The organism is Actinoallomurus vinaceus (assembly GCF_039542055.1).
GTDB lineage: Bacteria > Actinomycetota > Actinomycetes > Streptosporangiales > Streptosporangiaceae > Actinoallomurus > Actinoallomurus vinaceus.
In genome coordinates, this window is the sequence record NZ_BAABHK010000006.1 from 547,053 (window position 1) to 573,800 (window position 26,748).

Annotated in this window: 24 protein-coding genes; 13 read left to right on the forward strand and 11 right to left on the reverse strand. The window is 70.6% G+C overall.

The window, feature by feature from the left end; genetic code table 11:
* Positions 1-20 precede the first annotated feature (20 nt).
* Positions 21-3,809 carry a S8 family serine peptidase gene (locus ABEA24_RS24155; RefSeq protein WP_345433281.1) on the reverse strand — a complete coding sequence of 1,263 codons (3,789 nt, stop codon included), beginning with the start codon at positions 3,807-3,809 and terminating at the stop codon, positions 21-23.
* Positions 3,810-3,957: 148 nt separating this feature from the next.
* Between ABEA24_RS24155 and ABEA24_RS24160 the strand changes: the two genes are divergently transcribed.
* The 3 genes from ABEA24_RS24160 to ABEA24_RS24170 all read left to right on the forward strand — a co-directional run bounded on the left by ABEA24_RS24160 (position 3,958) and on the right by ABEA24_RS24170 (position 6,601).
* Entirely contained in the window at positions 3,958-4,932 is a 975-nt protein-coding gene (locus tag ABEA24_RS24160) for a helix-turn-helix domain-containing protein (RefSeq protein ID WP_345433282.1), read from the forward strand.
* A gap of 128 nt (positions 4,933-5,060) precedes the next feature.
* Positions 5,061-6,077, forward strand: coding sequence for a class I SAM-dependent methyltransferase (locus ABEA24_RS24165; RefSeq protein ID WP_345433283.1), 1,017 nt, complete (start codon positions 5,061-5,063; stop codon positions 6,075-6,077).
* Positions 6,074-6,601: an oxidoreductase gene (locus tag ABEA24_RS24170; RefSeq protein ID WP_345433284.1), complete on the forward strand. Its 528-nt coding sequence runs from the start codon at positions 6,074-6,076 to the stop codon at positions 6,599-6,601. The genes ABEA24_RS24165 and ABEA24_RS24170 overlap by 4 nt, the downstream gene beginning before the upstream one ends.
* Positions 6,602-6,604: 3 nt before the next feature.
* Here ABEA24_RS24170 and ABEA24_RS24175 read toward each other — a convergent pair whose 3' ends face one another.
* From ABEA24_RS24175 to ABEA24_RS24185, 3 genes are read right to left on the reverse strand one after another with little or no spacing between them, the layout of a single operon-like run.
* Positions 6,605-7,111 carry a GNAT family N-acetyltransferase gene (locus tag ABEA24_RS24175; protein WP_345433285.1) on the reverse strand — a complete coding sequence of 169 codons (507 nt, stop codon included), beginning with the start codon at positions 7,109-7,111 and terminating at the stop codon, positions 6,605-6,607.
* 44 nt (positions 7,112-7,155) lie between these two features.
* On the reverse strand, positions 7,156-7,857 hold the full coding sequence (locus ABEA24_RS24180) for a response regulator (RefSeq protein WP_345433286.1): 702 nt from the start codon (positions 7,855-7,857) through the stop codon (positions 7,156-7,158).
* Positions 7,854-9,050 (reverse strand): sensor histidine kinase, encoded by a 1,197-nt coding sequence (locus ABEA24_RS24185; RefSeq protein ID WP_345433287.1) that lies wholly within the window; start codon positions 9,048-9,050, stop codon positions 7,854-7,856. Before ABEA24_RS24185 ends, ABEA24_RS24180 begins: the two co-directional genes overlap by 4 nt.
* Before the next feature lie 203 nt (positions 9,051-9,253).
* On the opposite strand from ABEA24_RS24185, the gene ABEA24_RS24190 reads away from it, so the two are divergent.
* Positions 9,254-10,843 (forward strand): nitrilase-related carbon-nitrogen hydrolase, encoded by a 1,590-nt coding sequence (locus tag ABEA24_RS24190; protein WP_345433288.1) that lies wholly within the window; start codon positions 9,254-9,256, stop codon positions 10,841-10,843.
* Here the strand turns inward: ABEA24_RS24190 and ABEA24_RS24195 are convergent.
* From ABEA24_RS24195 to ABEA24_RS24205, 3 genes are all read right to left on the reverse strand, one after another.
* Positions 10,838-11,635 (reverse strand): class I SAM-dependent methyltransferase, encoded by a 798-nt coding sequence (locus ABEA24_RS24195; RefSeq protein ID WP_345433289.1) that lies wholly within the window; start codon positions 11,633-11,635, stop codon positions 10,838-10,840. The two genes, ABEA24_RS24190 and ABEA24_RS24195, sit on opposite strands and share 6 nt — an antisense overlap.
* 42 nt (positions 11,636-11,677) lie before the next feature.
* A complete protein-coding gene (gene murJ, locus ABEA24_RS24200) occupies positions 11,678-13,264 on the reverse strand; it encodes a murein biosynthesis integral membrane protein MurJ (RefSeq protein ID WP_345433291.1) in 1,587 nt (528 codons plus the stop codon).
* 164 nt (positions 13,265-13,428) lie between these two features.
* Positions 13,429-13,713, reverse strand: coding sequence for a hypothetical protein (locus ABEA24_RS24205; protein WP_345433292.1), 285 nt, complete (start codon positions 13,711-13,713; stop codon positions 13,429-13,431).
* Between the two features lie 525 nt (positions 13,714-14,238).
* Here ABEA24_RS24205 and ABEA24_RS24210 point away from each other — a divergent pair.
* A complete protein-coding gene (locus tag ABEA24_RS24210; protein ID WP_345433341.1) occupies positions 14,239-14,874 on the forward strand; it encodes a DUF4097 family beta strand repeat-containing protein in 636 nt (211 codons plus the stop codon).
* 41 nt (positions 14,875-14,915) lie between these two features.
* Here ABEA24_RS24210 and ABEA24_RS24215 read toward each other — a convergent pair whose 3' ends face one another.
* Together ABEA24_RS24215 and ABEA24_RS24220 are read right to left on the reverse strand one after the other, a co-directional pair.
* Positions 14,916-15,152: a hypothetical protein gene (locus ABEA24_RS24215; RefSeq protein ID WP_345433293.1), complete on the reverse strand. Its 237-nt coding sequence runs from the start codon at positions 15,150-15,152 to the stop codon at positions 14,916-14,918.
* Positions 15,112-15,567 carry a nuclear transport factor 2 family protein gene (locus ABEA24_RS24220; RefSeq protein ID WP_345433295.1) on the reverse strand — a complete coding sequence of 152 codons (456 nt, stop codon included), beginning with the start codon at positions 15,565-15,567 and terminating at the stop codon, positions 15,112-15,114. The genes ABEA24_RS24215 and ABEA24_RS24220 overlap by 41 nt, the downstream gene beginning before the upstream one ends.
* 149 nt (positions 15,568-15,716) lie before the next feature.
* Here ABEA24_RS24220 and ABEA24_RS24225 point away from each other — a divergent pair, with 149 nt between their 5' ends.
* Both ABEA24_RS24225 and ABEA24_RS24230 read left to right on the forward strand, forming a co-directional pair.
* Positions 15,717-16,391 carry a HEAT repeat domain-containing protein gene (locus ABEA24_RS24225; RefSeq protein WP_345433342.1) on the forward strand — a complete coding sequence of 225 codons (675 nt, stop codon included), beginning with the start codon at positions 15,717-15,719 and terminating at the stop codon, positions 16,389-16,391.
* A gap of 21 nt (positions 16,392-16,412) precedes the next feature.
* Positions 16,413-17,402 (forward strand): HEAT repeat domain-containing protein, encoded by a 990-nt coding sequence (locus tag ABEA24_RS24230; RefSeq protein WP_345433343.1) that lies wholly within the window; start codon positions 16,413-16,415, stop codon positions 17,400-17,402.
* Between the two features lie 89 nt (positions 17,403-17,491).
* On the opposite strand, the gene ABEA24_RS24235 is transcribed toward ABEA24_RS24230, so the two are convergent.
* Positions 17,492-18,472 carry a Clp protease N-terminal domain-containing protein gene (locus ABEA24_RS24235; RefSeq protein WP_345433296.1) on the reverse strand — a complete coding sequence of 327 codons (981 nt, stop codon included), beginning with the start codon at positions 18,470-18,472 and terminating at the stop codon, positions 17,492-17,494.
* Positions 18,473-18,540: 68 nt separating this feature from the next.
* Between ABEA24_RS24235 and ABEA24_RS24240 the strand changes: the two genes are divergently transcribed.
* Positions 18,541-18,900, forward strand: coding sequence for a hypothetical protein (locus tag ABEA24_RS24240; RefSeq protein ID WP_345433297.1), 360 nt, complete (start codon positions 18,541-18,543; stop codon positions 18,898-18,900).
* Between the two features lie 180 nt (positions 18,901-19,080).
* Positions 19,081-21,480 carry an endopeptidase La gene (gene lon, locus ABEA24_RS24245; RefSeq protein WP_345433298.1) on the forward strand — a complete coding sequence of 800 codons (2,400 nt, stop codon included), beginning with the start codon at positions 19,081-19,083 and terminating at the stop codon, positions 21,478-21,480.
* Between the two features lie 64 nt (positions 21,481-21,544).
* Here the strand turns inward: lon and ABEA24_RS24250 are convergent, their stop codons facing one another.
* The gene (locus ABEA24_RS24250) at positions 21,545-23,119 is read right to left on the reverse strand and encodes a nitroreductase family deazaflavin-dependent oxidoreductase (RefSeq protein WP_345433299.1); all 1,575 of its coding nucleotides are present in this window, start codon (positions 23,117-23,119) and stop codon (positions 21,545-21,547) included.
* A gap of 366 nt (positions 23,120-23,485) precedes the next feature.
* Between ABEA24_RS24250 and ectA the strand changes: the two genes are divergently transcribed.
* The 4 genes from ectA to thpD all read left to right on the forward strand — a co-directional run bounded on the left by ectA (position 23,486) and on the right by thpD (position 26,745).
* Positions 23,486-24,001 (forward strand): diaminobutyrate acetyltransferase, encoded by a 516-nt coding sequence (gene ectA / locus ABEA24_RS24255; RefSeq protein ID WP_345433300.1) that lies wholly within the window; start codon positions 23,486-23,488, stop codon positions 23,999-24,001.
* A 29-nt stretch (positions 24,002-24,030) separates the two neighbouring features.
* Positions 24,031-25,278 (forward strand): diaminobutyrate--2-oxoglutarate transaminase, encoded by a 1,248-nt coding sequence (ectB, locus tag ABEA24_RS24260; protein WP_345433345.1) that lies wholly within the window; start codon positions 24,031-24,033, stop codon positions 25,276-25,278.
* Positions 25,279-25,365: 87 nt separating this feature from the next.
* Positions 25,366-25,758 carry an ectoine synthase gene (locus ABEA24_RS24265; protein WP_345433301.1) on the forward strand — a complete coding sequence of 131 codons (393 nt, stop codon included), beginning with the start codon at positions 25,366-25,368 and terminating at the stop codon, positions 25,756-25,758.
* A 78-nt stretch (positions 25,759-25,836) separates the two neighbouring features.
* Entirely contained in the window at positions 25,837-26,745 is a 909-nt protein-coding gene (gene thpD, locus ABEA24_RS24270; RefSeq protein WP_345433302.1) for an ectoine hydroxylase, read from the forward strand.
* Positions 26,746-26,748: the final 3 nt, after the last annotated feature.

Genomic DNA, 26,748 nt, shown 5'->3' on the forward strand with positions numbered 1-26,748 from the left:
CCTCAGGTCGTTCCGTCGGTTCAGCGGACGTGCCAGGCGTCGTTGATCGTCTGGTCCACCGAGTTGCCGTCGGCGTCGGTGGCCTTGACCCGCAGCGTCACCGCCTTGGCCCCCTTCGGGGTCCTGATGCCGAACCTGGCATCGCCGGCCTTGTCGGTGGTGCGGCTGCCCAGGCCGGTCCAGGTCCTGCCGCCGTCATGGCTGACCCAGGCCTGCACGGTGAACGGCCCGCGACCGGCGGTGTATGCGGCCTGATAGGCGGTGTTGATCCTCGCGGTGTACCTGGAGCCGCCGGCCACCGAGTTCAGCAGATCCAGCGGGACGTCGTACCCGAAGGACAACATGGGCAGGGGTGCGCTCCCGTTGCCGAACGCGGCATTGACCTCCCAGACGGTATGGGTGGACGTGGAGGTGTCGCGCTGGACGTTGGTGGCGTCCAGCTCCAGCCGGTAGCGGCCGGGGTCGGCGGTGGAGATGGGGCACGACCGGGAATTCGTCTGGTCGCACACCACCTGGCCGTTGTGCAGGATGCGGAGGTGGAGCGGCTCGTTCCCGTACTGGTGCAGATACCGCTGACCCGTTCCGATCGGGAAGAGGCTCAGGTTGCTGAAACCGATGAAGCCGCCGTACTCCGGGCCGCTCCACGACGCGTTCATGCTGCTGCCCCGGCCGGGGGCGATCGGGCCCGTCCCGTAGTCGGCGGTCACGTGCCGCCCGGCCACGAGGGTCACAGGGAAGAGGCTGCTCTCGTCGGTCCAGAAATTGTGGAGGTAACTGAGCCAGGGATACCGGCCTTGATCGCCCGGCGAGACGTACTCGGTACGGACGTACGGTGCCTTGACCCGTGTGGTGACGCCCCCGGCGCGTCCGATGACGCTGTAGATCCGGCCGGGGGTGTCGCCGTGGTACCGGGCCGTGACGGTGGCCAGGGTCTTGGGGTTGGCCGCGAACGTCGGGTCGTCCGGCAACCGCTTGGTCAGGTGCTCGCTCAGGTTGTACATGTACGGGCTGATCGCCTGACCGCCCGTGGTGATGGTGACCGGACCGGTCTTGACGGCCTTGGTGAGCTGCTCGCCCTCGACGCGGGTGAGCACCGCCACCGGGGTCGCCGTGTGGTCGACCGCGGTACGCCAGGCCGGGCCGGCGTCGCCGATCGCGATCAGTACTCCGGCCGCGCCGGCGGCGGCGGCGTTCGCGGTGACCTTGTCGACGCTCGGCAGATTGTTGAGGTCCGGTGCAACCTCGTGCACGAGCGCGACCCGGCCGTTCACCTTCGCGGTGGCCAGTTCGTCGGGTGTTCCGTTGCCGGCGTCGACCACCGCATAGGCGCCGGGCGAGCGGAACGGCGCCACGCACGGCAGGTAGTCGGTGCAGCGGTCGCCTTCGTGGGCGTACCGGGCATGGAGGACGCGGGGTGCGCCGTGACCGTGCGCGGCCATGGTCAGCGTCGGCGCCACGAGTGTGGCCCCGATGTCCATGGTGAACGTCCCCGTCGTGGTGTCGCCGCCACCGGGGATCACGTACAGCTCCGCCCTGGCGCCGATGGACTGGCGCAACATGCCCAGTTGGTAGCCGTCGGGTCCGACCACCCGTCTCCACTCCATCGTCAACGCCTGGTCACCCGGCTGCTCGGCCGGCAGGTGCGTCTTGAACCGGACCGGCTTGCCCAGGCGCGCGTCGATGTTGATCGTGGTGTCCTTGGTGAGGTTCAGCTCCGGGTCACCGCCGACGGTCTCCGACGTGTGCCAGTACGGCGGATCGACGGGGAACCCGGCGATGTTGCCCAGCACCGCGTACCTGCCGACCGGGATCCGGGGGTCGGGGCCGAGCAGGTCGAAGTTGGCCACGCCGTTCTCGAACCAGCCGGGCCAGACCTGCCCGGTCTCCAGGTCCATCAGGTTGACCCAGGAGTAGCTGGTGGTGGTCTCGGGCACGCCGTTACGGTCGATGCCGCGCACGGTCAGCCTGGCCCGCTGCGGGTCCTTGGTGAAACCGATCGTGGTCCGCACCGCGTCCCCGCCCTCGACGCCGGCCCGCAGGTAGCCGTAGTACGAGCCGACGGCGAGGTCGGCCAGACGTACGGTGACGGTGGCGGTCGCGGTGCCGCCCGCCGGCACGTCCACGGCGGACGGCGAAACGGTCACCTTGTCGCCCGGATCGAAGGCCGTGGCCTTCATCAGCTTCTTGTCCATGCCGAACAGGTCGAGCCCGAGGCCGGCGTGCACCGCCGTGCCGCCCGGGTTGCGGAAGGTGACCGTGCCGGTGGCCGTCGCCGGATACGGCGGCGCGATCATGCCGATGTTGAGCGTGCCGGTGGCGACCAGACCGCCCGCGGTGGACTGCTTGAGGTCGAGCATGCCACCGCCCTGCCAGGTCACCGGGGTGTTCGGGAGGTTGCCCGGGTCCGCCGCGCTGACCAGCGCGTCCTTCAACTGGTCACGGGTCCAGTCCGGGTGCTCCTGGGCCAGCAGCACGGCGCCGCCGGCCACGTGCGGGGTCGCCATCGAGGTGCCGGACATCTGCGTGTAGTGCGCGTCGACCGGATCGCCGATGATGCCGCCGGTGGCCCGGGCGGCGACGATGTCGGAGCCCGGCGCGGTGATCTCCGGTTTGACGGCTCTGTCGCCGATCCGCGGTCCGGCGCTGCTGAAGTAGGACAGGTCATGCGTGCCGCGCTTGTCCACCGACCCGACGGTCAGCGCCCGGTCCGCGCTTCCCGGCGAGTCGACCAGCGTCGCCTCGGACTGGCCGTTGTTGCCGGCGGCGATCACGAACAGCGTCCCGCTGGCGTCGGAGATCCGGTTCACCGCCTGAGCCAGCGGGTCGGTGCCGTCGGTGGGGATGCTGCCGATGCTCATGCTGACGACCTTGGCGCCCTGGCCGGCCGCCCATTCCATACCCGCGATGATCTCCGAGTCGGTGCCGGATCCCTGGTCGTCGAGGACCTTGCCGATCACCAGGTCCGCGTCCGGCGCCACGCCGCGGTACTTGCCGCCCGACGCCGCGCCCGTGCCGGCCAGAATCGACGTCACGTGCGTGCCGTGACCGTACTTGTCGTGTACGTCGTCGGCGTCACCCGGGACGAAGCTGCGCCGGGCCACGATCCGGCCGGCGAAGTCCGGATGCGCGGCGTCGATGCCCGTGTCCAGGACGGCGACCTTCACACCCTTGCCGGTGTAGCCGGCGGCCCAGGCGGCGGGGGCGCCGACGGCGGGGACGCTGACGTCCAGCGAGGCGTGGGCCTTGCCGTCCAGCCAGACCTTCTGCACATCGCTGCCCGACCGGGTCAGGTCGGCCAGCGCCGTGGCGGCGTCGGCCTTGCGCACCGCCTGGGCCTGGGCTCGTACGCTCGGCAGCGCACGCTGTTTCGCCATCCAGCGCGGCGCCGCCTTGGCCGCGACGTGGCCTGGCCGATAGGTCGTGATGACGGGCAGCTGATCGGTGTGCGCGTCGTCGTACCCGTCCTTGGCCAGGCGGGTCAGGTCGAACAGCTCACGGTCGAGCCTGCCCTGGCCGATGAGCCGGACGACCTGGCCGTTCAGCGCGTACAGGCCGCCGTTCATCTGCTGGAAGACGATGTCGCCCTGCGGGCCGACATCCTTGACCACGGTGGCGGTCTGGGTACCGTCCGGGGCCTTGTCCAGCCGTACTGTGTCGCCGGTCAGCAACGTGATCGTGGGGCCATGGGCGGCTTTGTCCACGGCACTCGACTTGGCCGGCCCCGCGGCCGCCGGGCCGATGGATGGGATGCCGAGCAGCGCCGCGGCGACCGCGGTGGCGGTTGCGGCGCTCAGGAGTCTCCGTCGCACTGGGGGGACCTCCGATGAGGGGGGTTCAAGCAAGCGCAAGCGTTACACCGGGGTCGGTAGCATGATCGGCGTGTCGTGCGGATGTTTGCGCCGAGGCGCAAACGCGCCACGGCAGCACCTTTCATCCTGGTGACGGGTGGGTTGCCGCGTGTTGACCGATCTTGGCGGTACCGCCGACGAGGACGCCGCCTACCGCTACCTGATCACCGTTCCGTCGGCGACCGCGGCCACGATCGCGGCGGAGCTTGATCGCCCCGTCCCCGAGGTGACCGCCGCGCTGGCCGCGTTGGCACGCCGGGGCCTGGTGACCTCTGCCGGCGCCGATCCCGTCCGCTACGTCGCGGCTCCGCCCACCATCGCCGGGCAGGCGCTACTGAACCAGCAGCGCGAGGCCCTGGTCCGGGCCGAGGCCGGGCTGGCCGAACTCGTCACGGCGTACCGGCAGGGTTCCGCGCTGCGTGCCGTGACCGAGGTGGTGGAGGTGATCAAGGAACCGGACGCGGTGCGGCAGCGGGTGACCGGCATGCTGCGGGGTGCCCGACGGGAGATGCTCGCGCTGGTCGCACCACCGTTCGTGGCCATCACCGTGGACGACGAGGACGCGCAGATCCAGGTGCGGGTGTCCGGTGCGAACCGCACCGTCTATGACCGCAGGATCTTCGAGACACCGGGTGCGTTGGAGTCCGCGCGCACCCACGCGCACGCCGAGGACGAGTGGCGGGTGCACGACCGGGTTCCGATGAAGCTCATCATCGTCGACCGTGAACTGGCCGTGCTGTCCACGGTGTACGCCGAGACCGGACCGCCCGGCACCATGCTGGTGCACCGCAGCACCCTGCTGGAGGCGCTGCTCGGCTTCTACGAGTTGATCTGGTCGCAGTCGGTGCCGTTGTCGCTCGGCCTGGCCGTCATGCCCGCCGACTCCCCGCTGTCCGATGAGGAACGCCTGGTCCTTTCCCTGCTGCTGACCGGGATGACCGACCAGGCGATCGCCATGCATCTCGGCGTCGGCCACCGCTCGGTCCAGCGCACGGTCCGGCGCCTCATGGACCTGGCCGAGGTCAGCACCCGCATCCAGCTGGGCTGGCACGCCCACCGGTACGGCTGGCTCGGCCCCGCTTGACGGGGGCGCTACGTCTCCTCGCGCGGCGGGAGCACGTGAAGCCGGGCTTGAGGGTCGGCCACGACCTCGTCCTCGACGGGGGCGCCGGCGCCGGACCCGACGGACCTCCCGCGGGCTATGGTCTGGGCATGCCCGTCCTGGAGATCTCCGACCTGATCGGCGCATGGGACCCGGTGACCGGGGAACGTGCGCCGATCGTCAAGCGCGAGGTCATCGCGCGGCTGCGCGAGGCGGGCCATCGGCGCGCCGTACGGATCGTCGAGCGGATGCCCGCCTCGGGGGAGCTCCTGGAGCCCGCTGCGGTGGACCGGTTGTTCGTGCGGGTCCACACCGAGCTGCAGCGGCTCGGAGAGGAGCTGCACATGGCGCGGCGGTTCGCCGAACTGCTGGCGCCGCTGGTCGCCGCCGCGCGCCGGGCCGGAGCCTCGCCGCTGCGGATCGTCGACGTCGGGTGCGGCATCGGGTACGTCACGCGGGCCCTGGCCGCGTCGGGCGAACTCGGCGGCGACGTCGAGCTCGTCGGGGTCGACTTCAACCCCGTCCTCGTCGCCGAGGCCGCGAGGCTCGCCAAGGACGAGGGGCTGACCTGCCGGTTCGTCCGCGGTGACGCCTTCGACCTCACCGAGCCGGCGACGCTCTACATCTCCAGCGGAATCCTGCATCACTTCCCCGCCGAGTCGCTGGCCGGGTTCTTCCAGGCCCAGGACCGGCCGGGCACCGCCGGGTTCGTGCACTACGACATCGCGGCGACCCGCCTGGCTCCGCTCGGAGCACGGGTGTTCCATCGCGCCCGGATGCGCGAGCCGCTGGGCCGGCACGACGGGGTCGCCTCGGCGAAACGGGCGCACGGGGACCCGGTGCTCCTGGACGCCGCGTCGCAGACGACCGGGATGCGCGTCTTCCTGTTCGAGCCGATCCGGCATACGAACCCCTTCTGCGCCTCGATGCGGCCCGTCGTCGGGATACGGCCCGAGCTGGTCGAAGACGTGCGGCGGGCGCTCGGCCGGCGGGCCCGCGGCCTCGTCGGGGCCGACGGCGTACGGGAGGGGGCCGGTGGCGTACGGGAGGCGGCCGGTCGCGTACGGGAGGCGGCCGGTCGCGTACGGGATGGCGCCGACGGTGGTCCGGAAGGGGCCGGCCGGTGACGTGGCTACCGGCCCCGGCCGTCACGGTCCCCGTACTGCTGGCCGGCCTGGCCGTCGTCGACGGGGCCTTCGCCGGATTCCGCGCGGCGACGGGCCGTAACGCGCGGATCCGCAAACGGGACTACGCCCTGGCGGCGGCCCGGCGGGGCGCCGCCGTGTCGGTGCCAGGCCTCGCCGTCACCGCCGTCGTGTCGTTGACCGGAGCGGCGGGGGAGGGACACCGGTATCGGGACCTGGTCGAGGCCGGGACGAGGATGCTCGCCGTGCTGGCGCCCTTTGCCGCGGTCGTGATCCTCTCGCTCGTCGCCTACTGGCTGCTGCCTCTCCGCGAGAGCACGTTCATGATCCTGGTCGGGCTCGGGCCGCTCACCCTCGCCCGCCCCGCCGTGGTGGCGGCGGCCGTGGCGGCCGCCGGCCTCGGCTCCCGGGACTGGCTCATCTGGGCGGCGGCCGTCACGGCGGCCGTCGGTGTCCTCCTGGTGGAGCCGTGGGTGCACCGCCGCTGGTACCGCGAGCCGCTCTGACGCTCAGCGGTGGAGCGGGAGTTCGAGCTCCAGCTCATGACGGATCGGGATGCCGTCCAGGCCGACCTCGGGGATCGACGGCTTCACCGCGCGAGACCGGGCGACGGCGTCCCGGTGCACGGCGACGAGGTCGAACCCGTACCGCTGGTAGAAGCGCAGCGCCCGCAGGTTGTCGTTGGTCGTCACGAGCCACAGCCGGACCGCCCCCGCCGCGCGGGCGACCCCGGCCACCGCGTCGACGAGCGCGGTGCCGACGCCGACGCCCTCCCGTACGGAGTCGAGCGTGACGAGCTCACACTCCCGCCCGTCCACCCGGTACGTGGCCACCCCCGCACGGTCCCCGTCGAGGAGGGCCACGAAGGCGGGAAGCGCGGTCGTGTCATGGGCGACGCCGCGGCTCACCGAGATCACGCCTCCCCAGCGCTCGGTGAACACCTCCCGCAGCCAGGCGAGGTCATCCGATGCCACCGGCCGTACGGCCGGCCGGTGCTGCTTCGCGAGATCGGCCATGACGCCATCCTCGCCGCACCGGGCCTTTTTGTAATACTGGGCACTTACGTCTCCTCGCGCGGCGGGAGCAGACCCGCCTCGTACGCGAGGATCGCGGCCTGGACGCGGTTGTCCAGGCCGAGGCGGGTGAGGATGCGGTTGACGCGGCTCTTCACGTTGGCCTGTGTCAGCCCGAGCGCGTCGGCGATCTGCAGGTTGGACAGCCCCCGCGCGACGAGGATGAGGACCTCCAGCTCGCGTTCGGTGAGCGAGTCGATGAGCCCGCGATTCCCCGGTGCGGACGCCGGCGCGCCGGGGAGGAGGCCGAGGGGCAACCCGGCGAACGTCGTGATGAGCCGCTGGGTGACGCTCGGGGCGAGCATGGCCTCGCCGCCGGCGACGACGCGGATCGCGTGCGCGAGCTGGTCGGGCGGGCTGTTCTTCAGCAGGAAGCCGTACGCGCCGGCGCGCAGCGCCGAGTGCACGTACTCGTCCAGGTCGAAGGTGGTGAGCACGAGGACGCGGGGCGGCGGGTCGGGGGGCGGCCATCCGGTGAGGATCCGGCGGGTGGCCTCGACGCCGGTCATGCCGGGCATGCGGACGTCCATCACCACGACGTCGGGCCGCAGGCGGAACGCCGCGTCGACGGCCTGCCCGCCGTCGGCGGCCTCACCGACGACGCACAGGTCCTCGCGGCGGTCGATGACGGCACGGAGCGCCGCCCGGACCATCTCCTGGTCGTCGGCGAGGAGCACCCGGATCGTCATCGGGCCCCCTGGAATGGGAGCGTGGCGTGGACCCGCCATCCGCCGTCCGGTCGCGGACCGGCCTCCAGGGCGCCGCCGAAGGCCAGGACGCGTTCGCGGACGCCCATCAGCCCTCGGCCGGAGCCGGGTACGGGCCGGTGGACCGCGGCGGCCGGCCCGTTCTCCACCTCGACGGTCAGCGCGGCGTCGGCGGCGCGCAGGGCGACCTGGACGTCGGTGGGCCCGGCGTGCTTGATCACGTTCGTCAGCGCCTCCTGCAGGATCCGGTAGGCCGAGACCTGGACGGCGGACGGAACCGCGTCGATCGACGGCCCGAGCGTCGCGGCAACGCGGCAGCCCGTCGCCTCCGTCGCATCGAAGAGCCGGTCGACGTGCCGAAGGGAGGGCTCGGGGCCGGGATCCTCACGCTGGGCGGCGAGCAGGCCGAGGATGCGGCGCATCTCGACGAGGGCGACGTCGGCGGTCTCGGCGATGCGCGTCACGCCCTGCAGCGCGAGCCGCGGATCGTCCTGCAGCACGTCCTCGGCGGAGCGCGCCTGCACGGCGATCGCGCTGACGTGGTGCGCGACGACGTCGTGGAGGTCGCGGGCGATGCGGGCCCGTTCGGTGACGACGGCCTGACGCGCGTTGATCTCCTGCTGCGCGCGGAGCCGGTCGTTGAGGTCCCGGAGCCGGCGGGTGCCGAGGTCGATCCGTCGTGCCCCGTATCCGAGGAGCCAGGCGACGGACAGGAACGCGACGAAGGCCGTCGCGGTGGTCGGTTCGAGTGAGTCGAGCCGGAGCGGCCCGGATCGGCCGCTGAGCAGGTCCGCCGTCACCGCGGCGGCGAGGGACAGCAGCGTCCCCGGCACGCTCACCGTCGCCGGGGCGCACCGGGCCAGTGCGAACACGGCGAAGATCAGGAAGTAGGGCCCCGGCGTCTTTCCCGGCACCGGGTCGATCACCGCGAAGAGGACGAAGCCCACGGTCATCGCCGCCAGCACCAGGCGGGGGCGGCGTCGCCGCCAGAACAGCGGAACGGTCTGCAGCCCCCAGAGCGCCAGTCCGGCCGCGCTCGGCGTCGGTGTCCTGCCCAGCAGCGTCACCACGTCGAACACGGTGAGCCCGCCGCCGAGCGCGATGTCGGTCAGCCATGGTCTGCCGGTGATCCAGGCGCGCGCACCGCGCAGACCGGCCGTCACGTGAGTCGTCATGTCCGACGGCAACGGTAGGCGATCGGCGCGATGACGTCCTCGTTCCCGGGGCCGCATCGAAAGTTGCGCGGACCGCCGAGAGATCGGCGATACGGACGACGCGGGGCGCGTACCGGCTCTTCTAGGTTCGAATGCGTTCCACGAATTCTCCGAACCGACGTCATCCCGCGGATGATTCCCGCCCCGAAAGGACCGATGAGAAAATGGACGACGAACGGCGTCCGGCGCCGGCATGGGTGCGATATTCGCTGCTGGCCCTCGGCGCCGCGGCGATGCTGTTCGCGGTCGGTGGCCGTTGGGACATCCCCCTCGCCGCCTGGATCTTCCCGGTCCTGCTGCTGCGTTTCGTCCGCACCGGCCGTGCCTGGTCGGGCGCGGTATGGATCCTGCTGGTGAACGTCGCCGCGGCGGTCTTCTGGATATTCGAATCCGATATGGGGTTCAACCCCGTCATCATCGCGGGAGCGATCGGGCTCGGCACACTGCAGATGCTGCCGTTCCTTCTCGACCGGCTGCTCGTGGGCCGATTGCGCCCCTGGATGTCGATACTGACATTTCCGGCGGCGGTCGCCGGATCGGAATTCCTCATCACGCTGGTGTCACCGTTCGGCACGGCCTACGGCTCCCTGACGGTCACCCAGTACGGCGACCTGCCACTGCTTCAGGTCACATCGATCACCGGGTCGTACGGGATCGGATTCCTGATCGCCTGGTCCGCCAGTGCCGTCAACCGCTTCTGGGAGAGCCCGTCGTGGCGGTCGGCCCGCAGCGGCATCGTGTACGGGACCGTGCTGTCCATCGTCATCCTCGGCGGCGGAGCCCGGCTCGCCTTCTCCCCCGCGGGGAGCGCGACGGTCCGGATCGCCGGCGTCAGCCCCGGCCGGGACGTGACCGAGGCCCAGCAGGCGGCGATCGGGCGGATTCCCGGTGGACGGCGCGAGATCGCCGCCGCGCCTCCCTCCGCGGTCGAGCCCGCCATGAGGGCCGTGCAGGACGACCTGCTCACCGCCACACGCCGGGAGGCCCAGGCCGGAGCCAAGATCGTGATCTGGCCCGAAGAGGCGGTCAAGACGCTCGAGGCCGATGAGCACTCCGCCATCGCGGCGGCGCAGGACGAGGCCCGAAGGTCGAGGATCTATCTGGAGATCGGCCTGGGCGTGTACAGCACGACCGCGCCGGCCTACGGGCGCGACGAGACGGTCCTCATCGGTCCCGACGGAAAGGTTCTGTGGACCTACCAGAAGGCCCATCCGATCCCCGGCTCGGAGCCGTTCACCCCCGGCGACGGGCGCGTGCCGGTCGTCGACACCCCGTACGGCCGGATCGCGAACGTCATCTGCTACGACGCCGACTTTCCCGACCTGATGCGGGTGCGCGCGGACATCATGCTCGTGCCCTCCCACGACTGGCGGCAGTACGGAAGCGCGCACACCGAGAAGGCCGCGCTGCGCGCCGTCGAAGGCGGGTACGCGCTCGTGCGCCAGGACTCGGAGGGCGTGTCCGCCACCTTCGACCGGCAGGGACGCGTCCTGGCCACCACGGACTACTTCGCGACCGCTCAGCAGACGACCGTGGCGTACGTGCCGACGCACGGTGGCACCACGGTCTACGACCTGATCGGCGACAGCTTCGCCTGGCTCTGTCTCATCACCGTCGGCGCCCTGGTGATCATCGGCGTCGTCCGTCCCGTACGAGACGACCGGCCCGCCCCGACCGCGGGCGGCCCGCTCCCGGTCACCGCGGATCGGGGCGTCGTGACCGAAGATGCGGCGTCACGCTCCCGCGCGTCATAGGCGCCGGCCGACGGTGAGGACGGACGACCAGTGGCGGGTGAGCCGTCCGTCCGCGCGGGCGGCGATCCGGCGGCGTACCTCGCGGTAGAGGTGGTCGCGTCTGGCCGGCTCCATGGCGATGTGGCCGGAGAAGGTGTCCAGCAGCGCGATGTACTGCTCCGCGGTGTAGCGCCGGGCCCACACGTACCGCCGTGTCCCGGCGACGGTGAAGTGCCCGGACGCCTCGAACTCGGCGGCGATGGGGTCGGGCTGATCCTCGGGCCGGGGCGGCGGCCACGGGGAGCCGTCGCCTTCGCCGAGCTCGTCGTAGACCTGCTGGATCTCGGTGAAGAACGGGTCGAAGTCCGCGGGGAAGGCGTGCTCGGCGTTCCACACGGCCAGATGGCCGCCCTGGGGGAGGAGTGCGGCCGCCTTCGCGCACCTGACCTCCGGGTCCACCCACTTCCAGGCGGTGGCCGCGTAGACGAGGTCGAAAAGGGCGCCCGCCGGCGGACTCCAGTCCTCGAACGACGAGGTGATCACGGAGACGCCGGGAAACTCGGCGAGCCGGTGCCGTGCCTCCGCCGCCAGCGCGCCGCCGAGCTCGACCGCCGTGATCCGAAAACCCCTGTCCGCCAGCGGCAGCGTGGCCTTCCCCGGTCCGCACCCGACTTCGAGGAGCCGCGCGGGCGGTTCGATCCCCGTGAGCGAGAGCAGGTCGGAGTACAGCTCGGCCGGGTAGTCCGGTCGTGCCTGCTGATAGTGCGAGGCCGCGCTGTCGAAGGTGGTCCGCAGCCGGCGGTCCGAAGGCATGTCCACAACCTGACAGCACCGTACGCCCAGGATTCGTGCCGGTCAGTGGCTCGTGCGCCGTAGCGCCGCGGTCAGTGCGTTGAGCTCGCTGATGCGGAGCACCCGTGCGCCGAGCGTGAACAGACCGGCCAGCATCGCGGAGACCGTGACGATGGCGAGGAGCGAACCGGCGGTTCCGGCGGGGGCGAGGGCGTGGACGGTGACGGCGGCGGCGACTCCGGCGACCGAGGCGGCGGCCAGGATCCGGGTGAGGGTGTTCAGGATGCGGTGCCCGTCGATCCGGCCGATCTTGCGGCGGAGCACGTGAACGGTCAGCGCGAAGCCGGCGGCGTAGGTCAGGGTGTTGCAGGCGGCCAGCGCGATGACCAGGTCCGGGCCGTGGAAGAACCGCGCCGCGACCGTGGAGGTGGCGGCGAAGCCCATGGACACCCCGACGCTCGCCAACGCCGGAGTACGGGTGTCGCCGAGGGCGTAGAAGACGCGCAGCGCGATCTGGTAGCCGGCGAACGGCACCAGCGCGAGCCCGTAGGCGGCCAGGACCGAGCCCGTCAGGCGGGCCGCGGCCGGCGAGGCGTTCCCATGGTCGAAGAGCAGCGTGGTCAGGCGCGGCCCCAGGACGATGAGCCCCGCGGCGACCGGCGCGAGCATCGCGGCGGTCAGTCGCAGGCTTCGCGACAGATCGGAGATCACGTCGGTAAGCCGGTTCTCCGCCGCCGCCCTGCTCATCCTGGGCAGAATCCCCGTGATCACGGTCACCGCGATGACGGCGTACGGAAGCTGGAACAGCGTGTAGGCGTTGGTGTAGACGCTGACCGCGCCCGGGCCGGCCTTGGAGGTCAGGCGGGTGACCAGTGTGAAGGATGCCTGGGCGGCGACCACGGACAGCAGGGTCCAGCCGGCCATCGCGGCGATCCGGCGGACGCCGATGCCGCGGAGATCGGCACGCAGTCGCAGCGGGAATCCGGCCCCCCGGCTCGCCACCGCGAGGATGACCATCTGGGCCGCGACTCCGGCGCTGGTGCCGATCGACAGCAGCAACGTTTGTTCCTGCGTCAGCGAGTCCAGCCGTCCGTCGCCCCCGAGCAGCAGAAAGGCCAGCGCGGTGGCGATGACGATCAGATTGTTGGCCACCGGTGCCCACATCGGCGAGGCGAACCGGTTCCGGGCGTTCAGCACCGCGGCCAGTGTGGCGCTCACCCCGTAGAACAGGATCTGCGGCATGAAGTAGCGGGTGAAGACGATCGCCACATGCCGCTGGGCCGCGTTGAAGCCCGGAGCGTAGAAGTCGACGATGTACGGCGCGGCCACGATGGTCGCCATCACGACCGCCGCGAGACCGTAGACGACCAATGACAGCAATCGCTGGGCGAACAGGTCACCGTCGCCGTCGTCGGCGGCGGCACGGACCAGCAGCGGCACGACGACGCTGGCCAGCGCCCCGCCGAGGACCAGCTCGTAGATGACGTTCGGCGTGACGTTCGCGATCGTGTAGACGTCGAGGAGCCGGGTGCCCAGCCCGAGCGCCATGACCAGTGCGAGTGTCCGGACGAATCCCGTCGCCCGAGAGACCATCGTGGCGATCGCCATCGCCTGGCCGGCCCGCATGAGCCGCGGCTGCTCTGTCGTCACCGAAATCCTCCTGATTCCTTGAAGCGGCAAGGACCGACGCCGGTGCCATCGACCTGCGGCGGCATGCCACTGCGCGCCGGATCACCGGCGCATCCCCAACCGTCAGCGCCGGGCCGCCGGCGGATCTCCCGTCCGTCAGCGCCGGATCGCCGGCGGATCTCCTGTTACGGGTGCCGCACGTGCCGCCACAGGCGATCGGGCTCGCCGACGTTGCGCACGTCCTCCAACGCGTCGGCGACGGCCTGCGCGGCCGAGCGCGCATCCGGCAGGTACGCCTTCCAGACACGAGGCGACCTGCCGAGCCGCTCCACGTACACCGGCCACCCGCGATGTGCGAGCACGCGCACTCCGAGCGACAGCGGGGACAGCAGGAGGCACAGCGTCCATTCGCCGAGGAACACCGCGCTCAGCAGGAGGGACCGGCCGAACCGGACGGCGGAGAACGCCATGGCGGAGGCGGCCCGCCGTCGGCTGGGAGCGCCGGCCGCCCGGGAGGCTCGGACCGCCGGCAGTGCGCGGGCCCGGTACCGCGGCCGCCAGGCCGTCCAACATCGGCGGACGATCCAGACATCGCCGTGTGGGTCAGCCACCCATGCGGGGAAGCCCGACGTCCTGGCCCAGAGGGCCGCCACGGTCGCCGAGACGGCCGTGAGGATCGCTCGCCCTGCTCGTCCGGCGTGCCAGCGGCTCCCCGCCGTGGGGTGGCCGCTCTGGCCTCGCATGGTCGACCCCGCTCCGGTCATGAGACCCTCCCGTGACGCCGGTGGTGTGTCAGCACTTATCTCCCGATAGGGGCGATCGGGTTCCCGGACGGTCATGGCACCTCGCATGGCCGATGGAGTCGCCCGCGTTCCCGTGACGATCACCCTCGGTATGTAGTGGCCGGATGAGCGACTTTTCTTTCAGCGCTTCGCGATCTTGTTCCGACGCCTGTCGGGTGGGCTGACCCGTGGAAGTTCGACACCCCCGCCCCGATCGCCGCCGTCCTGGACATCCCCGCGGGGCGCGTCACCTTCCTCGCCGGCGACCGGGCCGACACCACGGTCGAGGTCCTGCCCGCCAACGCCTCCAAGGGCCGTGATGTGAAGGCGGCGGAGCAGACCACGGTCACCTACGGCGACGGTGTCCTGCGGATCCAGGCCTCGGCGAAGAACGAGTACTTCGGCCCGTCGGGGGCCGTCGAGGTGACCATCCAGCTGCCGACCGGGTCCCGGGTCGAGGCCAAGGCGGCCAGTACCGAGCTGCGGGCGGTGGGACGGCTCGGCGATGTCGCCTTCGACGGCGCGTACCGCCAGATCAAGATCGACGAGGCCGCGAACCTCCGCCTCACCGCGACCGACGGCGACGTCGAGGTCGGCCGCCTCGGCGGCCCCAGCCAGATCAGCACCGCACGGGGTGACATCCGGATCGCCGAGGCCACGGGCGGCACCCTCACGCTGGTCACCCAGTCCGGCGACATCTCGGTCACCGCCGCCGCCGGCGTCTCGGCCGCCCTGGACGCCGGCACCAGCCACGGCCGCGTCCACAACGCCCTGAAGAACGACGGCACCGCCGACCTGGACATCCGCGCCACCACCTCCAACGGCGACATCACCGCCCGCAGCCTGTGACCCGCAGCCTCTATGGCGCGGCGATACACGGCCGAGCCGGCTCAGTAGAGAAGGCCGAGCGCCGTGGACCCGTACACCTTGAAAGCGGACTCCTCCCGGTCGTGCGTCAGGCAGAGCGCGAATCGGACCGGCCGGCCGAGCTCAGCGAGCTCGGCCGGCCGGTCCACATGCGCGGACGCCGCGCCGAGCAGGCGCAACCGGTCGACGATCCCGTCGGGGACGAAGTTGTCGGAAGCGCTACGCCGGTGGGGCTGCCTGGCGGAGATGGCGACTGACATCGCCGACGAGGTTGATCCGGACACGGCGCTCTACGAATCGCCACCGGCCGTCGCGGCGCTCGAAGCGGTCCTGATATCGGCCGGCGGCGATGGGCCGCAGCGGCAGATCAGGCAGCGCTTGCAACACGGTGACGTACGATCGCGCGGTCGCGGTGCCGGTCTCTTCGTCGACCTCGATGGCGAGGTTGGTGGTGACGTGCTGGGTCCGCGGGGTGCCGTCGTCGTAGACGATCAGCGTGTCCCGGAACAGTTTCTCGATCTCGCCGCGGCCGCTTACCCGCGCCGAGCTTCCCACGAAGGTCGCGTCGGCGAGCAGGCTGTCCAGCCCGGCGAAGTCCCCGTCGTCCACGAGTTCGGCGTAGCGTGCGATCAGGTTCTCGATGGCCCGGTGACTCGACGGGGGATCGGCGGGCATGGTCGGCCTCCAAGGCGAGCAGAATGATCGAGTCGTCCGTTCCGGTCGAACCTTGACTCGGTGGGCAGAGGGTACTGGGCCATCTCACGGCGTGCGCTTGACCTTGACACAGTGACAAGGTCTTCACTGCAGCCGAGGAGGTGGTCCCGATGACCATGCCGCAAGAGGACACGAACACGATGCGAGCTGCCGTTCTCCAAGGGCTGGAGAACAGCAGCTCGTCGGTGCGGCTGCAGGCAGCGATGGCGGTCGGCACGACCTCGGACCCGAGGTTCGTCGACAAGTTGATCGAACGATGCGCGATCGAGCCTGAATTCTTCGTGCGTGAGATGCTTACGTGGGCACTCACCCGCCACTCATCATCGATGACGGTCCCGAAGCTCATCGATGAACTCCGCTCGGAGCGTGCGCAGGCACGAAGCCAGGCGTTGCACACGCTGTCCAAGATCGGGGATCGGCAGGCGTGGCCGGCGATCACACGGGCGCTTCTGACCGACGCCGACGACGAGGTGGCGCGGAGCGCGTGGCGAGCAGCGGTCGTACTCGTGCCCGAAGGTGAAGAACCCGAGTTGGCCGGAGCGTTGGCGACACAGCTCGGCCGCGGCGAGCGTGAGACGCAGTTGAGCCTTAGCCGGGCGCTGATCGCGCTCGGTGAGGTGATCATGCCGACCCTGCGCGCCGCGATGACGGATCTCGACCCGCGCGTGCGTCAGCACGCGATCGCCACGGAACGGCTGTTGCGCAACCCGGATGCCGGATTCGAGTTCGCGATCGAGGAGGCGAAGCGCCTCGTGGCCCTCGGCACGACCAGCCAGGAGGGGTGACAGGCAGTGTTGATCGGTGATGTGGCACGACGGTCCGGGGTCAGCGCCCGCATGCTGAGGCATTACGAGTCGCTCGGCCTGGTGCGGCCAACGGGTCGTACCGGGGCCGGCTATCGGGAGTACTCCAGCGAGGACATCCGGCGAATCTTCCATATCGAGAGCCTGCGGTCATTGGGGCTGTCGCTGCGTGAAGTCGGGTGCGCGCTGGATGATCCCGGCTTCAAGCCCTCGGAGCTCGTCGACGACCTCATCCGCCAGACGCGAGAACGCATTGCGGGTGAGACGGAGCTGCTCACGCGACTCCGTCGGATCGGTGCCGCGGCACCCGCCGACTGGGAGGACGTCCTCCAGATCGTCGCACTCCTCCAGGCCTTGGGGTCGGAGAGTGCTGGGAAGCGCCAGCGCGCGGCCTTGTCCTCAGTCGAAGAGGTTTCGCTGCCAGTGGAAGCTCTGGTCGAGGCGGTGTTGAGCGAGACGGACCCGAACGTCGCCGGAGCCCTTCGATGGGCCCTCGCGCAGTCGGGCGATGACGGATTGGCGCTGCTGGCGGAGGGCCTCGGCTCACCAGTAGCCGAGGTGCGGAAACGCGCCGTCCAGTCCATCGCCGAGATTCCGAACGGTGAGGCGACCGCACTGCTGCAGGACGCCCTCACGAACTCCGACATCGTGGTCCGCAGGTGTGCGGCTCTGGCGCTCGGGGCGCGTGGAGTGGCCGACGCGGTCCCGACGCTCATCGACATGATCGTCGAGGAGACGAACGACGCCGATGCGGCCGATGCACTGAGCGCGCTGGCGGGTGATCCCGCGTTGGCGGATCAGATCGCCACCAGGCTCGTCGACTGCCTCGCCCAGGGCACCATTGAATCGTCTGCACGTCGACGGCTGACAGAGGTGCTCGCGGATATCCCCGGGATCACGACGTCACGTGCCCTCGCAGATCTGTCACATGACGAGGACCGTGCCGTTGCGCTTACCGCGACATACATCCTCAAGCTACGGAACGCACGATAGTGGGCCGGGGACGGCGGCGAGGGCGCCAACACTTTCGAAGGCCGCCTGGCCGCCGCCCGCAACCAGACTCTGCGTTTCCGGCCCGCTGATCAGCCGGTTCGCCGGCGGAGCCGAGGCGCGAGCATCGTGCGTACGACCTTGGCCACGTTGCTCGCGGCGGATCCGCCCTCTTCTTCGGGTTCCGGTTCCAGCACGCGCTGGATCTGCAGCAGCAGCTGGTTGGTCGACCGCCAGAGCGGGACGAACATGCCGGCGACCGGCCCGACGCCCTGGATCGGGCCGTTGGACAGCTCGGTGACCTTCTTGGCGATCGTGACCGTTGCCGGGTCCCGCAGGATCAGGTGCACCTCATCGTCGACCAGCCGGATTTCCATCTTGCGCGCGGCGGCCTCCTCCGGGTTCGCGTCGGTGGTCGTCTCCGGATCCAGTTCGTCGATTTTGGCGGCGACCGCGTCCGGGGCGACCCCGAGTTCGCGCAGCACCCTGGCCGCCATGCTGTTCTCCGCCCGCAGCATCGCCTCAAGCAGGTGATGGCTGCCGACCGGTGCGCCACCGGCCAGCGCGGTGGCGGTGGACACGGTGTCCTCGGTGGCAGGTGTGCCGGCCGGCCATGGGCCGGCCGCGACGTCCTGCGATCCCTCCAATGACGCCAGCACCGCAGCACGGATCTTGCTGATCGGATTGATCCGCTCGGCGAGCACCTTCGCGCCGACGCCCTCACGTTCCCTGACCAGGGCGAGCAGGATGTGTTCCGTACCGACGTACGTGTGGTGCAGCCGCAGCGCCTCGCGCAGGGCGAGGTCCAGCGTCTTCTTCGCGTTCGGCGTGAACGGGATATGGCCGCTCAGCTCGTCCGTGCCGGGCTTGACCACCGCGGCGATATCGACCTGCGCCGTCTCCTTGTCGTATCCGAGCTGGTGCAGAACTTTCGCCGCCGTGCTGTCCGGCACGTCGAACAGCCCCAACAGGATGTGCTCCGTGCCGATGTAGTTGTGCTTGAGCAGCCTCGCCTCCTCCTGAGCCGTGACGACCACCTTGCGGGCTTCCACCGTGAATCTTTCGAATGGCATGCTTCCATGCTCTCAACCATGTCAATACACTGCTATTGATATGGTCACCATGCTGAAGGGAGGGTGTGATGGAGACACCGTCGGACTGGGAGGACCGGCTCGCGCGCTGGCAGAACGAGCTGGAGCTGTTCGAGCAGCTGGACGAGACACCCTGGGTCACGCTGGCCAAGGCGGAAGCCGAGACCGGCGTTTCCCGCTCGGCCCTGCGGTCCTGGTACCGCAATGGCGAGATCCAGTCCCGGCTGGTGGACGGCCCGAACGGGCCGCAGCGCCTGGTCCCGTTGGATGCGGTGATCGAGCGCGCCGCCGCGTCACCGCGCATTCAGCGGAGGGCGGAACGGGAAGTCAGCCTGGAAGCCCAGGTCACCCTGCTACGGCACCGGGTTGACCAGCTTGAGCTGCGGCTGGCCGCGCTGGAGCGGAAGTGACCGGCGAGAGCAGCGCCGTGCCATCGGCCCGGAACGGTGCCCCTCGCAACCTGAGTCCGGAACTCGCAAGGTTCGCCCGGACAGGACAGACCCCGCTGATCGCTGTCGGCGAACGGGCGTTCGGAAATTAATCAGGGCTCTTCTTTCTTGAGTGTGGGTGACTCAAGCTTTGGAGGCCTGATGAGCAAGATCGTCACCCTGCCGGTGCTGCCGCTCGACGACGAGGTCGTACTGCCCGCGATGGTCGTGCCGCTCGACCTGTCGGAGAACGACGTGCGGGCGGCGATCGACGCCGCGCGCGCGACCGCCGTCTCCCGGGGGCCTGGCATCCGGTCGGAGGACAAGCCGCGGGTGCTGCTGGTGCCCCGGCTGAACGGCAAGTACGCGGCCGTCGGCACCCTTGCCGTCGTAGAGCAGGTGGGCACGCTGCCCGGCGGCGGGCCCGGCGCCGTCGTCCGCGGTGTCGCCCGTGTCCGCATCGGTTCCGGGACGACCGGTCCCGGCGCGGCCCTGTGGGTCGAGGGGACCGAGGTCGAGGACACCGGTCTCGGCTCCCGCGCGGAGGAACTGGCCAAGGAGTACAAGGCCCTCGTCGTCGGGGTGCTGGAGAAGCGCGGCGCCTGGCAGGTCGTCGACATGATCCAGCAGATCGAGGATCCGTCGGTGATGGCCGACCGGGCAGGCTACGCCTCGTACCTCAGCGCCGAGCAGAAGGTGCGCATCCTGGAGACCGCCGACGTGACCGAGCGCCTCGAGCTCGCGATCGGCTGGACCCGGGAGCACCTCGCGGAGCTGGACGTCGCCGAGACGATCCGCAAGGACGTCGAGGAGGGCGTGGAGAAGCAGCAGAAGGAGTTCCTGCTCCGCCAGCAGCTCGCCGCGATCCGCAAGGAGCTGAACGAGCTCAACGGTGACCCGTCCTCCGAAGAGGAGGACTACCGGGCCCGCGTGGAGGCGGCCGACCTGCCGGAGAAGGTCCGGGAGGCGGCCCTGAAGGAGGTCGACAAGCTCGAGCGGACCTCCGACCAGTCGCCGGAGGGCGGCTGGATCCGCACCTGGCTGGACACGGTCCTGGACATTCCCTGGAACGAGCGGACCGAGGACTCCTACGACATCACGGGCGCCCGGCGGATCCTCGACGAGGACCACACGGGGCTCGACGACGTCAAGGAGCGGATCGTGGAGTACCTCGCCGTGCGCAAGCGGCGTGAGGACCGCGGTCTCGGCGTGATCGGCGGCCGGCGGTCCGGTGCGGTCCTGGCGCTCGTCGGCCCGCCCGGTGTCGGCAAGACGTCCCTGGGCGAATCGGTGGCGCGCGCGATGGACCGGAAGTTCGTCCGCGTCGCGCTCGGCGGCGTCCGCGACGAGGCGGAGATCCGCGGGCACCGGCGGACGTACGTCGGCGCGCTGCCCGGCCGTATCGTCCGGGCGATCCGCGAGGCCGGCACGATGAACCCGGTCGTGCTGCTCGACGAGATCGACAAGGTCGGCGCGGACTACCGCGGCGACCCGACGGCGGCGCTGCTGGAGGTGCTGGACCCGGCGCAGAACCACACGTTCCGGGACCACTACCTGGAGGTCGAGCTCGACCTGTCCGACGTGGTGTTCCTCGCCACGGCGAACGCGCTGGAGACCATCCCCGGCCCGCTGCTGGACCGCATGGAGCTCGTCTCCCTCGACGGCTACACCGAGGACGAGAAGGTCACGATCGCGCGCGACCACCTGCTGCGCCGCCAGCTCGACAAGGCGGGTCTGACCGTCGACGAGGTGGCCGTGGACGACGACGCGCTGCGGCTGCTCGCCGCCGAGTACACGCGGGAGGCGGGCGTACGGAGCCTGGAGCGGGCGATCGCCCGGGTCCTGCGCAAGGTCGCGGCGAAGGTCGCGCTGGAGGAGAAGACGCTGCCGGTGGCGGTCGGCGCCGACGACCTGCGCGACTACCTCGGCCGTCCGCGCTTCACGCCGGAGACCTCGCTGAACGAGTCCGATCGGCGCACCGCGGTGCCGGGCGTGGCGACCGGCCTCGCGGTCACCGGGACCGGCGGCGACGTGCTCTACATCGAGGCGTCGCTGGCCGACAAGGAGACCGGCGACACGGGGGTCACCCTGACCGGCCAGCTCGGCGACGTGATGAAGGAGTCGGCGCGGATCGCGCTGTCGTACCTGCGGTCGCGCGGCGCGGAGCTGGAGCTGCCCGTCGGCGACCTGAAGGACCGCGGCGTGCACGTCCACGTCCCGGCCGGGGCCGTGCCCAAGGACGGGCCCAGCGCGGGCGTCACGATGACGACGGCGCTCGCCTCGCTGCTGTCCGGGCGGCTGGTCCGCGCGGACGTGGCGATGACCGGCGAGGTGTCGCTGACCGGACGGGTCCTGCCCATCGGCGGGGTCAAGCAGAAGCTGCTCGCGGCGCACCGGGCGGGGATCACCACGGTGATCATCCCGAAGCGCAACGAGCCGGATCTGGACGACGTGCCGGCCGAGGTCCTGGAGCAGCTGACCGTCCACCCGGTCAGCGACGTCCGGGACGTCCTCGAACTGGCGCTGGAGCCGGCCACGACCCGCGACACCGTGGCCGCCTGACCGGTCTGGACCGAAAGAACGCGAACGGCGCCCCTCTCTAGGAACGCCGTTCGTCTTGCGGGTCTCAGCCCCGCGGACTGAGGCGGAAGACCCGCAGCTCTCGTCCTGACCGCTCGACGTATCTGTCGTACGTCGGCCATGTCTTGAGCAATCGTGGCCAGACCTCGGCGCGCTCGGTGCCCTCCAGCAGCCGCGCGGTGACCGGGATCGTACGGCCCCGGTAGCTGACCTCCGCCTCCGGCCGGTTCAGGAGGTTGGTCGTCCACGCGGGGTGGTTCTCACGCCCGAAGTTGCTGCCGACCACCAGGAAGGAGCCGTCCGCTTCGGGCAGGCAGGCCAGCGGCGTCTGGCGGGGCTGGCCGCTGCGGTGCCCGACGGCGGTCAGAAGGAGGGTCGGTACGACGTACTGCCCCATGAGGAAGCGGCCGCCGGAAAGCCGGTGCACCGCGCGGTCCAGTGGCGGCACCACCTTCGGCCCGACCCTTGCGAACCATGCGGATCCGGCCATCCGTGCGACCGGCGCGGTGACCATGGCCTGCAGCCTGCTTCGTGGCATGACGGGTCCTGCCTTTCTGCCTGCGGCACTCGGAGTGCCGGCCGGGGCTTCATGATCCGGGTCCGGGCCGGTGGCCAGGCGGCCGGCCCGGGCGGGGGAGAGGTGCCCGGCCGCGGCGAGCCAGCGCAGGGCGTCCGTCAGGCTCTCCTCCACCGGCCGGAGGGTGAGCCCGAGCGCGTCGACGGCCGGGCCGTCGTCGGAGGGCACAAGCGTGACCATGAACTCCGCGGCGTCCCGAGTCAACGGGTAGGCGAAGGGGCGAACGCGCTTGGCGGCGTCGAGCAGCGAGCCGAGCGCGAGCATGAGCCCTCCGGGGACGACGATCCGCCGGCAGCGTACGCCGGTGAGCGCGTCGCATCGGTCGGCCAGCTCCGGCCAGGTCAGGTAGTGCCCGCCGAGGGTGTACCGCCGCGGCCCGCGTCCGGGGGCGACCGCGCCGGTCAGCGCCTCCGCGAGGTCGCGGACGTCGATGAGCGACACGCCGCCGCGCGGCATCGGCCAGGCCAGGCCGAGGGCGCCGGCCAGGCCCTCCATCATCGCGTCCAGGCGCGGCTGCCGGGGTCCGATCACCCCGCCGGGGTAGAAGATCGTGACGGGCGCGCCGTCGTCCTGCAGGCCGCGCACGTAGCGTTCGGCCGCGACCTTGGACCGGCCGTAGTCGGTCCGTGGGCGCGCCAGCGGGTCGTCCGCCCGGATCACCGGTCCCGCCGGCGGAACGAACACCGCGATGGTGGACACGTGGATCACCGGGTCGAGGCCTCGGGCGACCGCGCCGCCGACCACGGTCCGTGTGCCGGCGACGTTGACCTCCAGGACGTCCGTACGGGCGTCGGTGACGCCGAGCGCGGCGGCGGCGTGCACGACGGCGTCGCACCCGTCGAGGGCCTGGTCGACGGCCTCTTCGTCGAGCATGTCGCCGGGGTACATCTCCACGGCCTCGGCCTCCACTCCGATCGCGCCCAGGACCTTGGCCGCCCGGCCGGGATCGCGCACCAGCGCCCGTACCTGATGACCGGCCGCGAGCAGGGCACGGATGGCGTACGAGCCGACGAATCCCGACCCACCGGTAACGAGAACGCGCATGATGTCAAACTAGCGCTTGGTGGGAGACTTCGGTCTCGTCGACGTTCGTTGAGGCACCTCGGATGGCCGATAAATGTGTGAAGTACATCACATAGTGGACGCCGATCGGCACGCCCTTCGTCGCGACGAAGCGATCGCTCGGAGTGATGGCCTGTCCGGCTCGGGTTCGATTGCGGGCCCGCCCTGGTTCGGCGTGTTCTCACTGGTCAGGCCGCTGATATCAGGCCCTGATCTGGGTTGATCGGCCCGTCGCCCCGATATCGGATGTCAGAAACTGCGCATTAGTACCCGGCCTCGAGTTCGCCAAACATGCGCCTCGTGATCTCGGAACAACCCACGGTCACCGTTTCGCTAGGTTCGTAATCCATGTCGCCAGAACAAGTCCGCAGGCCGCCCCCTCGCGCCTCCGTCGTCGACATCGGATTCGGACCGCCGCGTCTGGAAGACGGTCGGCACCTGTGGCGCGTCGCCCGCGACTCCGGAACCCTCGATCTCAATTCCCCCTACAGCTATGTGTTGTGGTGCCGGGACTTCGCGGCGACCTCGGTCGTGGCCCGCGCCGAGGACGAGGTCTGCGGCTTCATCACCGGGTTCTCCCGGCCCGAGGACCCCGGGACGCTGTTCGTCTGGCAGGTCGCGGTGGACGCCGACTGGCGGGGACGCGGGCTGGCGCGCCGGATGCTCGACCACCTGGCGGACAGCGGGGCACGGTTCGTCGAGGCGACGGTGACGCCGGGTAACACGGCGTCGGACCGGCTGTTCGCGTCGTTCGCCCGTGCACGCGGCGCCTCGCTGCGGCGGACGCCTCTCTTGAGCGCGGACCTGTTCCCCGGCGACCACGACCCCGAAGTGCTGTACCGAATCGGGCCGCTCGACAGCTGAATCCCACCAGGAGACGGGTGAGAAACCGCATGAACGTGTTCGAGTCCCTCGAGTCAGAGGTCCGGAGCTACTGCCGGGGATGGCCGACGGTCTTCCAGAAGGCGTCCGGCAGCCACTTGTACGACGAGAACGGCCGTGCCTTCCTCGATTTCTTCGCCGGTGCGGGGACCCTCAATTACGGCCACAACAATCCGGTGCTCAAAGAACGGCTCATCGCCTATCTGACCGACGACAACATCGTGCACGGCCTGGACATGCACACGGTCGCCAAGCGCGACTTCCTTGAAACGTTCCAGGAGGTGATCCTCGCCCCGCGCGGCCTCGACTACAAGATCCAGTTTCCCGGGCCGGCGGGCACCAACGCCGTCGAGGCGGCGCTGAAGCTGGCCCGCAAGTACACCGGCCGCGAGACGATCGTCAGCTTCACCAACGCCTTCCACGGCATGTCGCTCGGGGCGCTGGCGGTCACCGGAAACTCGATGAAGCGCAGCGGGGCCGGCATCCCGCTGAACCACGCCGTCCGCATGCCGTTCGACAACTACCTCGACGGGCGGACCCCCGACTTCCTCTTCTTCGAGCGCCTGCTGGGCGACAGCGGAAGCGGCCTGGACACGCCCGCGGCCGTCATTGTCGAGACCGTGCAGGGCGAGGGCGGGCTCAACGTGGCCAGTCCGGAATGGCTCCGTGGACTCGCCGACCTGTGCAAGCGGCAGGACATCCTGCTCATCGTCGACGACGTGCAGATGGGCTGCGGCCGAACCGGACCGTTCTTCAGCTTCGAGGACGCCGGCATCGTCCCGGACATCGTGTGTCTGTCGAAGTCGCTCAGCGGGTACGGTCTGCCGTTCGCCGTCACCCTGCTTCGGCCGGAACTCGACGTGTGGGAGCCGGGCGAGCACAACGGCACCTTCCGCGGGCCGGGACCGGCCTTCGTCACCGCCGCCGCGGCGATGGACTTCTGGACCGACGAGGGCATGGAGAAGCAGACGCTCGCCAAGCGCGACCAGATCGAAGGGGAGCTCCGGGGCATCGCGGCGGCCCACCCGGAGCAGGTCACCGGGCTTCGCGGGCGTGGCATGGCCCAGGGGATCGCCTTCGCCGAACCGGCGCACGCCCCGGCCGTGTGCCGCGCGGCGTTCGACCGCGGCCTGCTGATGGAGACCTCCGGCCCGGAGGACGAGGTCGCGAAGCTGCTGCCGCCCCTCACCACGACCGCCGCCGAACTCGCCGAAGGCCTGCAGATCCTGACCGACTCGGTCGACGCGGTCCTCGTCTGAGCCACCACCCCCGACCGTCTGGGCCACCACCCCGATCGGCTCAGCCACCCCCCGATTCACCCGCAAGCCACCGGAAGGAGCGGTCCAATGATCGTGCGCACGCTCGATGAGATCACCGGGACCGAACGCGACGTCGAGGCGCCGACCTGGCGCAGCCGCCGGCTCGTCCTGGCGAAGGAGAAGGTCGGTTTCTCGCTGCACGACACCGTCCTGTACGCCGGCACCGAGACCCGGATGTGGTACGCGAACCACATCGAGGCGGTCTACTGCATCGGCGGCCAGGGCGAGCTCGTCAACGAGGAGACCGGTGAGAAGCACCGGCTCGAGCCCGGGACCATGTACCTCCTCGACGGGCACGAGCACCACGTCGTCCGCGCCCACACGGATCTGCGCACCGTCTGTGTCTTCAACCCTCCGGTCACCGGCCGAGAGGTGCACGACGAGAACGGCGTCTACCCGCTGATAACCGAAGAGACGTGAGCCACCGGTGATCCGGAACGGCGGAGACGCCCTCTTCCACCCCGACCCCCGGACCACGGCACGATTGGAATGCGAGCGATGACCGAGCACGCCTGCCCCACCCCCGGCCCGAACGACCTGTACCCCACTCGCCGCGCTGGCGAGCCGGCCCTGCTCTACCGAACCGACCCGGTCGTCCACGGGAACGTCGACGGCCCGATCGACCAGGAGACCCTGGTCGCGTACGACGCCGACGGCTTCCTGACCGTCGACGAGCTGCTCGCCCCGGAGGAGGTCGAGCGCTACCGCGCGGAGCTGCGGCGGCTCGCCGCCGACGAGGCCGTCCTGCGCGACGACCGGACGATCACCGAGCGCGGGTCCGACGAGATCCGGTCGATCTTCGAGGTGCACAAGGTCAGTGACGTGTTCGCGGAGCTCGTCACGGACCCGCGCGTCGTCGGCCGCGCCCGCCAGCTCCTCGGGTCGGACGTGTACGTCCACCAGAGCCGGGTGAACTACAAGCCCGGTTTCAAGGGCAAGGACTTCTACTGGCACTCCGACTTCGAGACGTGGCACGCCGAGGACGGCATGCCCCGGATGCGCGCCGTCAGCATCTCGATCGCGCTGACGGAGAACTTCGTCCACAACGGCGGCTTGATGATCATGCCGGGCTCGCACAAGACCTTCGTGTCCTGTGTGGGAGAGACGCCCGCGGACCACTACAAGGAGTCGCTGCGCGGCCAGGAGGTCGGCACCCCCGACCCCGACAGCCTGTCGATCCTCGCCGACAAGCACGGCATCGAGCTGTTCACCGGCCCGGCCGGGTCGGCGACGATGTTCGACTGCAACTGCATGCACGGATCGAACGGCAACATCACCCCCTTCCCCCGCTCGAACATCTTCATCGTGTTCAACAGCGTGGAGAACACCTGCGAGGAGCCGTTCGCCGCTCCCTCGCGACGTCCCGAGTTCATCGCCGCCCGCGACTTCACGCCGGTCGGCGCGTAGCAG

What these genes read in the sequence shown, in the direction of transcription:
- ABEA24_RS24165 (WP_345433283.1), top strand. Translation starts at nt 5,061, where the DNA reads ATGCCCGTCCTGGAGATCTCCGACCTGATCGGCGCATGGGACCCGGTG.
- ABEA24_RS24175 (WP_345433285.1), bottom strand. Translation starts at nt 7,111, where the DNA reads ATGGCCGATCTCGCGAAGCAGCACCGGCCGGCCGTACGGCCGGTGGCA.
- ABEA24_RS24180 (WP_345433286.1), bottom strand. Translation starts at nt 7,857, where the DNA reads ATGACGATCCGGGTGCTCCTCGCCGACGACCAGGAGATGGTCCGGGCG.
- ABEA24_RS24185 (WP_345433287.1), bottom strand. Translation starts at nt 9,050, where the DNA reads ATGACGACTCACGTGACGGCCGGTCTGCGCGGTGCGCGCGCCTGGATC.
- ABEA24_RS24190 (WP_345433288.1), top strand. Translation starts at nt 9,254, where the DNA reads ATGGACGACGAACGGCGTCCGGCGCCGGCATGGGTGCGATATTCGCTG.
- ABEA24_RS24195 (WP_345433289.1), bottom strand. Translation starts at nt 11,635, where the DNA reads ATGCCTTCGGACCGCCGGCTGCGGACCACCTTCGACAGCGCGGCCTCG.
- ABEA24_RS24205 (WP_345433292.1), bottom strand. Translation starts at nt 13,713, where the DNA reads ATGGCGTTCTCCGCCGTCCGGTTCGGCCGGTCCCTCCTGCTGAGCGCG.
- ABEA24_RS24215 (WP_345433293.1), bottom strand. Translation starts at nt 15,152, where the DNA reads ATGTCAGTCGCCATCTCCGCCAGGCAGCCCCACCGGCGTAGCGCTTCC.
- ABEA24_RS24220 (WP_345433295.1), bottom strand. Translation starts at nt 15,567, where the DNA reads ATGCCCGCCGATCCCCCGTCGAGTCACCGGGCCATCGAGAACCTGATC.
- ABEA24_RS24225 (WP_345433342.1), top strand. Translation starts at nt 15,717, where the DNA reads ATGACCATGCCGCAAGAGGACACGAACACGATGCGAGCTGCCGTTCTC.
- ABEA24_RS24235 (WP_345433296.1), bottom strand. Translation starts at nt 18,472, where the DNA reads ATGCCATTCGAAAGATTCACGGTGGAAGCCCGCAAGGTGGTCGTCACG.
- ABEA24_RS24240 (WP_345433297.1), top strand. Translation starts at nt 18,541, where the DNA reads ATGGAGACACCGTCGGACTGGGAGGACCGGCTCGCGCGCTGGCAGAAC.
- lon (WP_345433298.1), top strand. Translation starts at nt 19,081, where the DNA reads ATGAGCAAGATCGTCACCCTGCCGGTGCTGCCGCTCGACGACGAGGTC.
- ABEA24_RS24250 (WP_345433299.1), bottom strand. Translation starts at nt 23,119, where the DNA reads ATGCGCGTTCTCGTTACCGGTGGGTCGGGATTCGTCGGCTCGTACGCC.
- ectA (WP_345433300.1), top strand. Translation starts at nt 23,486, where the DNA reads ATGTCGCCAGAACAAGTCCGCAGGCCGCCCCCTCGCGCCTCCGTCGTC.
- ectB (WP_345433345.1), top strand. Translation starts at nt 24,031, where the DNA reads ATGAACGTGTTCGAGTCCCTCGAGTCAGAGGTCCGGAGCTACTGCCGG.
- ABEA24_RS24265 (WP_345433301.1), top strand. Translation starts at nt 25,366, where the DNA reads ATGATCGTGCGCACGCTCGATGAGATCACCGGGACCGAACGCGACGTC.
- thpD (WP_345433302.1), top strand. Translation starts at nt 25,837, where the DNA reads ATGACCGAGCACGCCTGCCCCACCCCCGGCCCGAACGACCTGTACCCC.